At 63.4% G+C, this 13,364-nt stretch carries 9 protein-coding genes; 4 read left to right on the plus strand and 5 right to left on the minus strand.

The features are described from left to right. Positions 1-144 precede the first annotated feature (144 nt). Positions 145-1,938: an FAD-dependent oxidoreductase gene (locus AAK988_RS08710; protein WP_369873540.1), complete on the plus strand. Its 1,794-nt coding sequence runs from the start codon at positions 145-147 to the stop codon at positions 1,936-1,938. A 14-nt stretch (positions 1,939-1,952) separates the two neighbouring features. Next, on the plus strand, positions 1,953-2,564 hold the full coding sequence (locus AAK988_RS08715) for a cytochrome c3 family protein (protein WP_289636416.1): 612 nt from the start codon (positions 1,953-1,955) through the stop codon (positions 2,562-2,564). A 743-nt stretch (positions 2,565-3,307) separates the two neighbouring features. Here the strand turns inward: AAK988_RS08715 and AAK988_RS08720 are convergent. Then, on the minus strand, positions 3,308-4,954 hold the full coding sequence (locus tag AAK988_RS08720; RefSeq protein WP_369873541.1) for an FAD-dependent oxidoreductase: 1,647 nt from the start codon (positions 4,952-4,954) through the stop codon (positions 3,308-3,310). Positions 4,955-5,188: 234 nt separating this feature from the next. Between AAK988_RS08720 and AAK988_RS08725 the strand changes: the two genes are divergently transcribed. After that, positions 5,189-6,640 carry a helix-turn-helix transcriptional regulator gene (locus AAK988_RS08725; protein WP_289636427.1) on the plus strand — a complete coding sequence of 484 codons (1,452 nt, stop codon included), beginning with the start codon at positions 5,189-5,191 and terminating at the stop codon, positions 6,638-6,640. A gap of 80 nt (positions 6,641-6,720) precedes the next feature. Here the strand turns inward: AAK988_RS08725 and AAK988_RS08730 are convergent, their stop codons facing one another. After that, positions 6,721-8,637, minus strand: coding sequence for an FAD-binding protein (locus AAK988_RS08730; RefSeq protein WP_369873542.1), 1,917 nt, complete (start codon positions 8,635-8,637; stop codon positions 6,721-6,723). A 236-nt stretch (positions 8,638-8,873) separates the two neighbouring features. On the opposite strand from AAK988_RS08730, the gene AAK988_RS08735 reads away from it, so the two are divergent. Continuing rightward, positions 8,874-10,358 carry a helix-turn-helix transcriptional regulator gene (locus AAK988_RS08735; protein ID WP_369880623.1) on the plus strand — a complete coding sequence of 495 codons (1,485 nt, stop codon included), beginning with the start codon at positions 8,874-8,876 and terminating at the stop codon, positions 10,356-10,358. Between the two features lie 5 nt (positions 10,359-10,363). Here AAK988_RS08735 and AAK988_RS08740 read toward each other — a convergent pair whose 3' ends face one another. Genes AAK988_RS08740 through AAK988_RS08750 form a run of 3 tightly spaced genes read right to left on the minus strand, consistent with a single transcriptional unit; the run spans position 10,364 to position 12,890 of the window. Beyond that, positions 10,364-11,179, minus strand: a complete 816-nt coding sequence (locus AAK988_RS08740) for an amino acid ABC transporter ATP-binding protein (RefSeq protein ID WP_369873544.1) — start codon at positions 11,177-11,179, stop codon at positions 10,364-10,366. Continuing rightward, positions 11,169-11,966: an amino acid ABC transporter permease gene (locus tag AAK988_RS08745; RefSeq protein ID WP_369873545.1), complete on the minus strand. Its 798-nt coding sequence runs from the start codon at positions 11,964-11,966 to the stop codon at positions 11,169-11,171. The genes AAK988_RS08740 and AAK988_RS08745 overlap by 11 nt, the downstream gene beginning before the upstream one ends. Positions 11,967-11,975: 9 nt before the next feature. Next, complete coding sequence (locus AAK988_RS08750) at positions 11,976-12,890, minus strand: transporter substrate-binding domain-containing protein (protein ID WP_135970403.1); 915 nt, start codon at positions 12,888-12,890, stop codon at positions 11,976-11,978. Between the last annotated feature and the right edge of the window lie 474 nt (positions 12,891-13,364).

Here is a 13,364-nt window from a genome sequence, read left to right on the forward strand (position 1 = left end):
GGACGATAGTAGTTCGCCCGTTCACAATCCTCCGAACACAGCGATGCAAAAGGCTTAGTCGCCGCCTAACTTGATCCTAGGTAAACCGTACTGCTATACGGTCTACCTGCGAATTCTACAGGGAAACGAGAAGGAGGAAACGAGATGAGAGAGATCGCAAGCGTATCACGGCGTGATTTTCTGCAAAGAACAGGCGTTGCGGCCGTCGGTGCCGCTCTCGGTGCAACTGCCTTGGGCATGGTGGCTTGCTCGGACGGCAGTTCGTTGGCTGAGACGAGCGCTGGATTGGAAGATTCGTGGGATAGGGAAGCCGATGTTGTCGTTGTCGGCTTTGGAGGGGCCGGCGCTTGCGCTGCTATTGCGGCAGCCGATGCCGGAGCAAGCGTTGTCCTGCTTGAGAAATGCGCTGAGGCCGATCATTTATGCAACACCCTTATGTCTGGCGGCATTTTCCATTCGCCCGATCCCGACGGCGATCCTGAAGCCCTCAAGCAGTACTTGCGTGGCATGTTCTCGGGGGAGAACCTCGACACGAAATACGAAGGTGAGCAGTCTCCGCTTTTCGTTGATGAGATTGTCGAGAAATTTGCCGAGTACGAGCCCAAGAACGCCGAGTTCATGCAAAGTCTCGACCCCGAATTCAATATCATCGAGCGCGGTGGGGCGGCCTTTCCCGATTTCCCCGGCGCCGAGGCATCGGGCTACAAGAGCTATAACAGCTCCTATGGCAAGTCGGCCACCGGTCCGAAGTTCCCCACCATCGATATGCCCAAGGAGGACACAGCGGCGGGTTTGGCGTTCTTCAACTGCCTGAAGACTGGTGTAGCGGATCGTGCCGACGCCATCGAAGTCGTTTACGAGACGCCAGGTAAAAAGCTCATTCAGAATGAGAATGGCGAGGTCATCGGTATTGTGGCCCTGCAAGGCGAGAGCGAGGTGCGCATCAAGGCGAAACGCGGTGTCATTCTCACCACAGGCGGCTTCGAGTACAACGAGGAGATGCGCCGCGCCTTCCTCGAGGGCGAGGGCATCACCGGCTGGGGTTTCTACGGCACGCTGTCCAACGAGGGCGACGGTATCCGCATGGGTTGCGAGATCGGCGCGCAGCTCGCCAAGGTGGGCAAAGCGGCTTCGCGTCTCATCTGGGCCTGCCCTGACGTGACGAAGAACAATTGCATGGTTGGCTCCATCACCGACTCCGTGGGCGGTGCCGGCACTATCGTGGTGAACGCTGAGGGTCGTCGTTTCATGAATGAAACGCTCATTACCAAGGACCCCTCCCGCTACTTCTCCTACAAGAATGCCGTTCACATGGACATCGAGAAGCTCCAATTCCCGAACAATCCCTCTTACATGATTATCGACGAGACGAAGCGCACCTCCGGCCCGCTCGTGAATCTGACACTCTCCACCTGCGGTTTCGGCATCATTCCGTGGGATGAGGACAACCAGACAGCCATCGATAACGGCTGGCTCATCAAGGCTGACACCATTGAGGAGTTGGCTCAGAAGATTCGCGACGGCCATCCGCAGAATATGGCCCGCATGGATCCCGCGGTGCTCGTGGAGACCATGAATGCCTATCAGAAGATGGTGGACACTGGCGTTGACGAGGAGTTCGGTCGCACGAGCAAGTCCAAGGACCCCATCACGGGCGAGGAGGTGGACAAGGGGTTCCAGCCCATCAGCACTCCGCCGTTCTACGCCATGCCCCTCGTGGCCGGTGGCCCGAACACTAAGGGCGGCTTGCAGACCGACGGCAACCGTCATGTTGTGAACTGGGGTAACGAGGTGATTCCTCGCCTGTATTCTGCCGGCGAGATGTCCTCGGCATTGAAGTTCGTATACCAGGGTGGTGGCAATATCACCGAGTGCATCGTGTGTGGCCGCATTGCCGGCGAGAACGCCGCGGCGGAACAGCCCTGGGATGCGGAGTAGCGAAGGAGGCTCCCATGAAATCGAAGAGCAGGCAGGCGCCACTCGCCCTGGCTTCCCTGGCCCTCATCGCCTGTGTGAGCATGGTGGCCTGTGCGCCTAAGGGCGCAAGCGAGATGCCCTCGACGGGCGGCGATGACGCTGCGGCGGAAGTTTCAGTGGATTGGAGCTATGACTCCTCTTGCGAGACGTGCCATACCAAGGAGCCGGCCTCCATCGACGACGCAAGCTGCCTGGTGAGCACTCATGCCGCTCAAGGCAACACGTGCCAAACGTGCCATGCCGACGAAGCGGCCCTAAAAACGGCTCACGAGGGTGCGACGGCTGAGGATGCCGAGAAGCGGGCGACCAAACTGCGCAGTACGACGGTGGACGAGGCGACATGTCTGTCTTGCCATGGCAGCCTGGAGGTGCTGGCCGAGAAGACCGCCTCCTCCGCGGCGCTTACTGACTCTGAGGGCAAGACGGTAAACCCGCATGCCATGCCCGAGAACGAGGACCATGCCGAAACCAACTGCGTGAGCTGCCATTCGATGCACGAGGGCACACCGGCGGTCGAAACGGCTTCCGAATACTGTGAATCGTGCCACCATGCGAACGTGTACGCGTGCCACACATGTCACGACTGAAGCATCGCAGCAAAGATAAGGCCGCGCCGGGTGGGCCGTCTCCCCGCTAGTTCGCCTGAGCACTCCTCATAAGGAAGCCTCTTTCTGCACGCGGACGCCGCCCTCTCGGCGTCCGCGCTTTTGCGTTCGCTGGGGAGCCTTTGTGCCCCGAGCGTCGCGCGGTGTCTGCGGTGGCGGTCTGTGCATGAGCGACCTTGACGGATATTGAGCAGCTTCCCCGAGTCAGCTGACAACGTATTCTCTTCCTTCTAACATGAGCCGGCGCCTATCGAGTGCTGGGAACCGTCGATGACGGCTGTGTCGTCATCGAGCTTTTCCGCATCGGTCACCGCCGCGATATGTATCGGCGACTATGAAGGGGTCGACGAGGGGATGAGCCCATCCCGGGGCCTGTTCAATGTGGGCTGCATGGTGGGCGACATGTACGCCAACGAGTTGCCCCACCCACCGAGGTGGGATTATCCAAGGTCACCGGAAGGGCGCGGCCCTCACGTAAATGAATATATCGAGAACTCGCAGCTCATGCCCTGTATTGATAGGATTTCCACGCTGGGGTTCTGCGGCCGCAAAACGGGGCCTCCTATGCGAAGTACCGCCCCGGATGACGGGACGGCACTGGAAGGGATGCGGGCCGGGGAGGGAAAGCCCGCAGGGGGTTTGCGGAGGAAGCGGGAGAGCGCCTGCGAAGGGGCATCGCGGGCCGGGGAGGGAGAGCCCGCGATGCCCCGGATGGCCGAGTTTCCCTAGGCCACGGCCTCGGCGGCGTACATGCCGGCCATGCGGCCGCCGCTGTAGGCGCACATGAGGGAGAATCCCTCGTAGTCGCAATAGGGGGCGCTCATGAGGGTGCCGTTGTCGGCGCCAGCCACGTACAGGCCCGGGATGACGATGCCCGCATTGTCGATGGCCTGCAAGCGGTCGTTGGTGCGGATGCCGCCGATGGTCACCCAGGCGCTCGGCTCGTACTGCATGGCGTAGAAGGGGCCCGTCTCCACCGGCTGCAGGAAGCAGGCCGGCTTGTAGAACTGCTCGTCCTTGCCCGTGGCGCAGTAGCCGTTGTACTCGTCCAGCGTCGCCACCAGCTCGGGGGCGCCAATAGCCTCGGCCAGGGCCTCCACAGTGTCGGCTTTGAAGATCCAACCTGCATCCACGCCGGCGTCGATGTTCGCCTGTACGTCTTCCAGAGGCTTGTCCTTCAGGGTCATCATGCCGGTGCGCCAGTTCACCTCGTCGGCGCCGCACAGCGTCCACGGGTCGGTGCCGCCGGCCAGACCGTCCACGTAAGCCTGGTCCACCACGGCGTAGTACTGGCCGCCGACCAGCGAGATAGCGCCGCCCAGAGCCAGGGGCAGGTTCGCGAACTTGCCCTCGTTGCTGAAGCGGCGGCCCTGGTTGTTCACGAGCAGGGTGCCGTAGATGCCGATGGAGAAGGCGGCGTTGCCCTTGCCCCACAGGCCGTCGGCGTTCTGGTTGGAACCGGAGAACTCGTTGCCGGCGATGCCCCACTGGGTGGACACCTGGCCGCCGATCTCCTGCACCATCTCGATGCCCTCGCCCACCGACAGGATGCTGCCGAGGGGGTTCACGAAGGTTCCGAAGCGCTCGGTCATCATGTCTACGTTGCCGAGGAAGCCGCCGGTGGCCACGATGACGGCCTTGGCCTTCACGTCGATGACGCTATCGCCCTCGCACTGGATGCCCGCGCAGGTGCCGTCCTCCATGATGAGGCGCTTGCCGGCGGTGTTGAAGATGAACTCGCCGCCGTTGGCCTCAACGAAGCTCTGCAGCGGGCCCATGCGGTCCACGCCCTTGGCCTGGGTCTTGGAGTCCTTCGGATCGGACTGGAAGTTGCAGCGCACCGAGTCGTGACCGGCGCCGTAGTTGTCGGGGCGCAGGCCCGTGGCGACGCCGAACTCGTCGGTGAACTCGTCCACGGTGCTGCCCGACAGCTCCAGGGCCCGCTTCACGGCCGCAGCGTTCGTGGACCAGTGGGAGTACTCCATGATGTGGTTGAAGGCCTCTTCGATGGAGAAGGTGATGCCGGCCTGCTGCTGGAGCTTCGAGCCCACCATGAACGGGCCGCCGGCGATGGAGCCGTTGGAGACGCCCACGTCGCCGCCCTTCTCGATGACGATGACAGACTTGCCGGCGCGCACGGCCTCCACGGCCGCCCACATACCAGCCCCGCCGGCACCGACGATGGCGATGTCGCATTCCTTGGTCTCGTCGGCGGTCTGCATGGCGGCCGCGCCGCCAGGCTCCTCGCCCGTCTCGGCGAGGTCGGCGGCAGGGGCCTTCGGGGCGCACCCGGCCAGGGCCGCGCCAGCGCCCAGGGCGGCGATGCTGCCGAGGGTCAAGAAGCTGCGACGGGAAAACGTGGTGTTGCTCATGGTGATCTCTCCCTCCAAGAGTTGGAATCGATGCCGCCCAGGGCGGCTTTCGGAATCTGCGCCGCACTTCAGCGGCGGGGCGACCGCCCTCTCGGCGGCCGAGCTCATCATGGGGCCGCTGCGACGTTCTGTCGCGGGTGAAGTTGCCCGATCCTCCGGGTGATTGTTGGCTCACCCCTTGTTTCACCCCTGGGTTTCACCTGGTACAATGGGCGCAAACGAAGGGAGGGAGCTATGGGAGCGGGAAATGCCCTGCAGTCCCTTGTGCCGCAGCAGAGCGAGGAAGACGACGGCTTTGTGCCGCTCGTGCCCCTGCGCTTTCTCGGCATGGGCCTGTTCATCGCGTGGCTGTGCTGCACGCATATCGTGGCGGTCTTTCCTGGAAGCGGCTACGAGATGGCTCCGCGCAATGCCTACGATACGGCCATGAGAGTTTTCGACATCGCCTCGTTCCTCGTCTTGGCCTTGGCAGCGATGGGCTTGGGGAGCATCGGGCGGCACGCCGTCCTGTGCGTGGCATCGGTGGTGTTGAGCGCGGCGGGCACGCTCGTCGTGGGGTGGGTGTTGCTCCCGCTGGCCGTGGCGCCGGCGTGGCTGTGGGCCGTGTCCGTTCTGGCTGCGCCGGGCGGTGCGGTGCTGTTCTGCCTGTGGGCCGAGGTGTATGCGCAGCTCGGGCCCACGCGTACCATGGTGTATGGTGCCTGCTCCTGCATCGTGGCCGCGGTCCTCGCCTTTCTCGTGTGCACCATGAGGCCGCCCTATGCCGTGGCGGCCACGAGCTTGTTGCCCCTTCTGTCGCTCGGGTGCGCCCTGGCGAGCGCGCAGCTGGTACCCCGCGAGCCTCAGCGCGCTTCCGGCACCCGCTATCCGGTGCCGGGCAAACTCATCCTCATCATGGCCATCGCCGGCTTTTTGTCGGGCGTGTCCGCCTTGGCGATGGAGAACGTCGAGGGCGTGGGGGCGATGTTCCGCGTGCTGGCCACGGCGCTTGCCGGCGTGGTCATATTGGCCATGGCCATCGTGCGGCGCGATCGCATGGACGTGCGCTTCCTCGCGAGGGTGTCGCTCCCGCTCGCGATACTGGCGCTGCTGCTCATTCCGCTCGGCGGGGTGGGGCTGGGGTACGCGGCCGCGTTCCTGCTGAAGCTCGCCTATGTGTGGTTCACGTTCTTCGTGCTTATTCTGCTGGCGAGCATCTGCTATCGGTTCGAGGTTCCCACATTGCGCATATTCGCGCTCGCTCGCGCCGCAAGTGAGTTCGGCATACTGGCGGGGGTGGCCCTGCGCCGGTTCCTCCATCTGGGCGATTATTTGGCGAATCCGGCGTTTCCGATGGTGTTTTCCCTGGCAGGAATCGTGATCGTGCTCTGCTGCGTGCTGGTATGGAAGAGCGAGAAGTCCGTCAACGGAGACTGGGGCGCCGCCGGCGTGGCGGTAGAGACGAACCAGCAGGTAGTCAGCTCGCGCGAGCGGTTCATGGCTCGTTGCGAGCGCATGGCCGCCGAGCGCAATCTGACGGCGCGGGAGGCCGAGGTCATGGCTCTCATCGCCCAGGGCAAGACGCGCCGCGAGATAGAGCAGGAGCTGTTCCTGTCCGAGAACACGGTGAAGACCCACGCGCGCCACCTGTACGCGAAGCTCGGCGTGGCCACCAAGGCCGAGCTTATCGCCCTGTTCCGGGAGTAGAGGCGCCCCTCTTCTGCCAAGAGGCGCCGTGCTCCGGAAGGGAGCCGCGGCGCCTCTCGCAGGGGGGAGGGCTCGTGGGCTTAGGCTGCGGCGTTGCCGAGGGCGTTTTCCACGGCGGCCATAATGGCCTTGCTGGTAAGGGTGGCTCCCGTCACGACGTCTACCTCCGTGCTGTTGGCCTCCACGATGCGGCCGGGCATGGTGGTCACGGCATCTGTGGCGATGGAGGGCGTCTCGTTCTGCTCGAGGATCTCCACGGCGCCGATAGTGGTGCCGTCGAAGGCCACCTTCACGACAATGGGGCCTTTCTTCCCGTCTGCCACGCCGAGGTACTCGCCGTCGCCGGCTGTGTACTGGGAGAGATCGACCTCTTCGCCGAAGACGGCCAGGGTCGTGGGCACGAAGGCGGCACCGTCTTCGATCATCGATTCCTGCAGGTTGTCGTCCTTGGCCGCCGCGGCATTGCGGCCTGAAATGCGCCCGAAGATCATGCCGCCGCCCAGGTTGCACGAGCCCTGGTAGTGGTTCGACCAAATGTCGCCGAGCTCGCCGGCCTCGTAGAGGTGGGGGATGGCCTCCCCGCGCGGAGTCACGATCTGGCCCTGCTCGTTCTTCACGGGGCCGCCCTGGGTATTTACCAGGGTGTGGGTGAGCTTCACCGCGTAGAAGGGGGCCTCGGCGACGGGGGACAGATCGCCCTTGCGCCCGAAGGCCAGATCGGTGCCCTCTTCGCAAAAGCGGTTCCACTTGGACACCTCGGCCGCGAGATTTTGGGTGCCTTCCTCATCGAATCCCATGGCGGAGGCCAGGGCCTCCAGGGTGTCGGCCTTCAGGATCCAGCCCTTGGCGATTTCCTCCTGGCCATCGGCCGACCAGGACTTATAGAGGGGTCCGCGGCTGAAGATGGCCTGGTCGAGCACTTCGTAGGTGACTTCGGGCAGTACGGGCACATGCCAGGTGCCGGCATAGTTTAAGTGCCCGTGGTTCGTGGCGCCGGTGTCGGTCTCACTGATGAAGCGGCATCCGTTGCCGCCCACGAGAATGCCCTTCAGGTCGCTGTCGTACTTCCAAGTGCAGTCCAGGGTATCGGGGTCCACGAACTCGAAGTTGTTGGTTTGCATGTTGCCCATGTGCCACAAGTCGCAGCCCACCTCCATGGCCATCTTGATGCCGTCGCCGGTGTTGTGCAGTGCGTGGCCGAGCGACTCCCATCCGTTGTAGCCGTTGAAGCTTTGAAGCATCTCGTCGTTGGATTCGTAGCCGCCGCAGGTGAGGATCACACCGTTCTTGGCGCGCACGTTCACCGTGCGGTCGTCGACAGCCACTTCGACTCCGTGGACGATGCGAGTGACCGGATCCTGGATGAGGTGCTGGCCGGCGGCTTCGTACCATACGTCGATGTGGTCTGCCCGCGCTGCTACGGCTTCGCGGAACAGCTTGTAGGCAGCGCCGTCGCCGCGCCCCTCGTGCACTGTCAGCACGCGGAACGACTGCGCGCCGGGCATCTCGGGGTACTCGATCTTCCCTTCCACGAACGCAGGGCTTTCAGCGCCGAGATACTCGATCCACTCTTTGTTCTTCACCATCTCGCCGCAATAGGCCTCGATGATGGCATCGCTGGGGGTTTCGTAGTTGCCGCGCATAGCCTTCACGTAGGAGATGGCGTCGTCGAGGCTCTCCGACCAGCAGAGCAGCTGCATGCAGGCGATGGAGTTGCCGCCCGCTTCCGACTGCGGTGCCTTCTCCAGCAAGAGGACGCGGGCTCCCTCGTCCGCGGCCGCGATGGCGCTGTTGGCGCCGGCGCCTCCGAAGCCGACGACGATCACGTCGTATTCGGCGTCCCAGGCAATGGAGCGCTCGAAGGCGTCGCTGTCTTCTCCCGTAGTGGCCGTGGGTGTTTGCGGGGCGCATCCGGCAAGGGCGGCGCCGCCGAGAAGGCTGCCGGCTGCGAGGGCCGACCCGGTCAGGAAGTTGCGGCGGGAAAGAATGTCATTCATGGGTAACCCCTCCTTCGGGTTGCGGAACTTCGTCCGACGGGACTTGGCGGAGCTCGGGGCTTCGCTGGTTTCCCATCGTCGTCTTTTGCGACCTCCTGCGCATCCCATAAAAGCCTTTTCCGTGCGCTTTCCGTCTCCCATAAAACATGTAAATTTTCCTTCGACCACTTTGTTGGGCGCTGGGGCACCGGCGTTGAGGGGCTGTCGCTGTCTGGAACAGCGCTATACTTGTTTCTATGGAAAAGGGGGAACGCAACATTTTCATCGTGGCGGTGTTCGGCATGGCCTTCTGGTGGCCGATGCTGCGCAACAGCGTGGTGGGCTTTCTGCTCTCGCCCGATCGGGTGGGAGAGGCGTGGGGCCATTGCGGCGTGTGCCTTTTCCTCGTCTTGGCCGCTATTGCGGCAATCGGAATGGCACTGAGCCCAGGAAGGGAGCGCCTCTTCTCCGTGCCACTGCCCCTCGCGGCTGCGGTAGGGCTGCTCGTTGCCTGCGTGCTGGCAAGTGTTCTGGGATTACTGCTTGTTGAATCTCCAGTGCCCGCTCGCGGTGCCTTGGTAATCGCAAATGTGGTAGTGCTGGCTGCTGTCTACGTCGCGCTGCCCATAGCGTGGGGTGCTCTCTTGCTGGAGATGACAGCCTCTTCTCCCAAACGACTCCTGCTCGTCATGTCGGCCTCTTACGCGGTGAGTTTCCTCGTGGGGTACTTGTCCTATGCACCTGCGCCGTGGAATCTCATAAGGCCCGTTGGCGCCCCGCTTATCTCCGGTGCCGCGTGGTTCTGCTGCAGGATGATGGCGGCGAAGAGGGCTGGCTGCTGCATCGCTTCGAGCCCTGCGGTGCCTCCCTCCCGGGAAGGCGCCTCTAGCATTCGGAGCCTGTATGTGCTCGTGCTGGTTATCTTCCTCGTTAGCAGCGTTGCCACGGGGTTCATCAACTCGGGAACGGCGTCCTACGCGCCTTCGATGAACACGCTGGTGCGTGACACGCTCAACGTCATTGTGACACTGGCCATCATAGCGCTCATTGCTGCGTCTAAATCCTTGGAGCGCGTTAAGTTCACGCTTGTTGTCGTGCTGATCGTGCTGCTCTTCAGCGGCATTTTCTTGGCGACGTTGTTCCAGCAGAGTTGGTTCACGGTGGGCATTGGGCTTATGCAAACCAGCAAATCTTGCGTGTCGCTGCTTCTGCTCATGCTGGTGTTGCTGGAGAACTCCCGATCCGATGCGTCCATGACCGCGCGCTCGCTTCTGCTGAAGTTCGTGGTGCCCACCTTGGCGAGCACCTTCATCAGCTATCTGGTCGTTCCGCTCATTGCCGAGGGACTCGGGTTGGCTTACAGCGACTTCTGGGGCGTTCTTTCGCTGCTGCTGGGATTTGCCCTCGGCGTGTTTCTCTTCGTGTTCCTGTCTTCGTTGGTGATTCGCTATTTGCCGGGCGCGACATCTTCTTCGGAAACGTCATTGGGCTCGGAAGCGCCTGCTGGTCCTGATGCAACTGCCGGTGCTATGCGAGAGGTCTATGGACTTACCGAGAAGGAGGCCGAAGTGCTCGCGTTGCTTTTGGAGGGAAACACCTACAAGAAGATAGCGGCCCTCATGTATGTGAGCGACAGCACGGTGCAGTCCCACGCGAAGAGCATCTACCGAAAGGTCGATGTGCACACCAAGCAGGAACTGGTGGATCGCGCCATGGAGCTCAGAGGCCGGCGGACTCTTTGATTTCCCTACCAGCTCCATTCCAGCAGGCGGCTGAGGAGGCGTTGCAACTCGGGGGTTTCGGGGTGTTCGAAGATGCGCTCGCTGGGGCCGTATTCAGCGAGGCGGCCGCCGGAGAGGAAGGCCACGTGGTCGCAGGCGCGGCGGGCGAAGCCCATCTCGTGGGTGACGATGATGAAGCGCGTGCCTTCCTCGGCCAGGTCGCGCACTACGTCGAGCACTTCGGTGGTGAACTCGGGGTCCAGCGCGCTCGTGGGCTCGTCCAGCAGAAGCAGGCGGGGTCGGACGGCGAGGGCACGAGCGATGGCGACGCGCTGCTTCTGGCCACCCGACAGCTGCGCGGGCCGCTTGGCGGCGGCCTCGGCGAGCCCCAGGCGCTCGAGCAGCTCGCGGGCGCGCTCCTCGGCCGCCGCCGGAGTCGCCTCGTGCACCACGCGCAGGGGCAGGGCCACGTTCTCCAACGCGCTCATGTGGTGGAACAGCCCGCTGTCTTGGAAGACGAATCCCAAGGTGGCGCGGTAGGCGCGCAGGCTCTTCTCGTCGGTGCCGATGGGGCGGCCGTCCACAGAGACGGTGCCGCAGGTAGGCGCCTCCAAGCCGCCGATGATGCGCAGCAAGGTGGACTTGCCGCCGCCCGACGGCCCGATGATGGCCAGTGCCCGTACGTCCTCGTCGAAGCTGATGTCGTGCAGCACCTCGGTGCCGTCGAAGGACTTGCTCAGGTTCGCCAGCGTTAGCCGCAGGGGCATGGCCGCCTCGTTGCGCTCTCCGACGCCGCGACCGTCCGCGGCCCTTCCCAGTTCTGCTTCGGGTTTAGTGCTCATAGTCGAGCCTCTTCTCGAAGTGGCGACTTACGGCCATGATGGGCAGCGTGAGCGCCAGGTACAGCGCCCCCAGCAGCAGAAAGCCGCCGAAGAAGTTGTAGTTCGTGGCCGTGATCTCGCGGATGGTCTGGGTCAGCTCGATGACGGCGATGACCGACAGAAGCGACGAGTCCTTGATGATGGACGCCACCTGGCCCGTCAGCGCCGGCAGGGTGCGCGCCACCAGCTGGGGCGCCACCACGTAGCGCAGGGTCTGCGCACGGGTGAAACCCACGGCGCGGGCCGCTTCCAGCTGGCCGGCGTCGAGCGACAGCAGGCTGCCGCGCAGGATTTCCGCGATATAGGCGCCCGAGAACAGCGACAGGATGATGATGCCCGCCAGCACCCGGTTGTCCACGCCCCAGGCCGTGCCGATGATGTAGTAGAAGAAGTACACCTGCACGATGAGCGGCGTGCCCCGGATGATCTTCACGTACAGGTCGCACAGGTAGCGCACGGGCAGCACGCCCGCGCCTTGCCCGGCGGCCACCGCAATCCCGATGACGAGGCTTATGACCAGCGACGCCGCCGAGATACCCACGGTCATGCAGAAACCGTCCCAAAGGCGTACGCGGTACTGGGCGATGAAGTCGAAATTCAGCGCGATGCCCGCCGCCGCGAGCGAGGCCCACACCACGGCCACCACGACCACGCTCACGGCCAGGTAGTTCAGCGCGGCCTTTACCGGGCGTACTGGCGTGCCGGCGCGAGCGATGAAGGGGCGGAAGATGGCGGGTACGCGATTCATGGGGCTAGCTTACTCGAAGTCGAAGAACCACTTGAAGCCGTACTCGTCGAAGGCCTTCTTCTCCTCGGCGAGGTACTTCTCGGTCAGACGGTCGAACTCGCCGTCGGCCTTCGACTGGGCGATGAAGGCGTTCAGTTGGTCGAGCAGCGTGGTGTTGCCCTTCTTCACGGCGATGCCCCATTCCTCGGCATCCTGGAAGGGGATGAACACCGCCTCAGTGGTGTCGGGGTTCGCCTGGTGGTTGCGGTAGATGGTCAGCTGGTCGTACAGGAAGCCGTCGGCCTTGCCCTGCACCACCTCGGTCACGCACGCGCTCTCGTCGGCCAGCCGCACGATCTCGGCGTTCGTGAGGTTCTTCGTGGCGTACACATCGCCGGTCGATCCGGTCTTCACGGCCACCTTCTTGCCCGGCTGGTTCAAATCGTCAATGGAAGCCACCCCGGAATTCGCGTTCGCCAGAATAGCCAGCTGGGCCATGGCGTAGGCGTCCGAGAAGTCCACCGATTGCTTGCGTTCGTCGGTGATGGTCATGGAGCTGATGACCAGGTCGGCCTTGCCTGTCTGCAGCGCGGGAATGAGGCCGTCCCATGCGGTGTTCTCGATCTGCACATCGTAGCCGTAGGCCGCGCCGAAATCGCGGATGAAGTCGACGGCGAGGCCCTCGGGGTTGCCCGCGTCGTCCTTGGTCTCGAAGGGCGGGTAGGCCAGCTCCATGGCCACGCGCAGGGTGGAGCCCTGGCTGGCTGCGGCACCGTCGGCTGCCGGGGAGGTGCTGCTATCGGCGCCCGTGCTACCCGACGAGCAGCCGGCCAGCACGCAGGAAAGCGCCAGCAGGGCGGCGGCCGCTACGGCCACGAAGGCGCGGCGGACGCGCGAGCCGCGGATTGCGAAAGCGGTACGAGTGAGAGAAATGGTGCGGTTCATGGGTGCTCCTTACGCGTTGATGCGGGCGTTCACGTTCGCCTGCATGGCTTTCATGGTACGGCAGGTGACGGCTAGGTTCTCATCGCTGAGGCCATCCGTCAACGTTGCGATAAGTTCGTGAAATGCGGTTGCCGCGACAGCTGCCCGCAGGTGATCGTTGGCTGTGGTAGTTTCCGGGGAGGTTGTTGCGGGTGCTTCTAGAAGGGGACGGGTGAATATTCCGACAGCCGTGGGCATACAGTTATCGATTCCCGTTATAATGGCCGTAGGTGCCCCGTCACGCCTGGGCGGCTTCGAGAAAGGAGCTACCCATGGACACACAAACGGTAACTGCCTTGTGCGACCTCATGCTTGTGGTGATCGGAATCATCGGGCTTGTTCTGATGAGGAAGGAGTGGAGTTAAGGCTCAAAAAGTGTGCTCCCCACGATGAGTAACCGCGAGGTCGTGCTCGATAAATCGACGCCGCAAGTTG

This window comes from Adlercreutzia muris (assembly GCF_041223505.1).
GTDB classification, from domain to species: domain Bacteria; phylum Actinomycetota; class Coriobacteriia; order Coriobacteriales; family Eggerthellaceae; genus Adlercreutzia; species Adlercreutzia muris.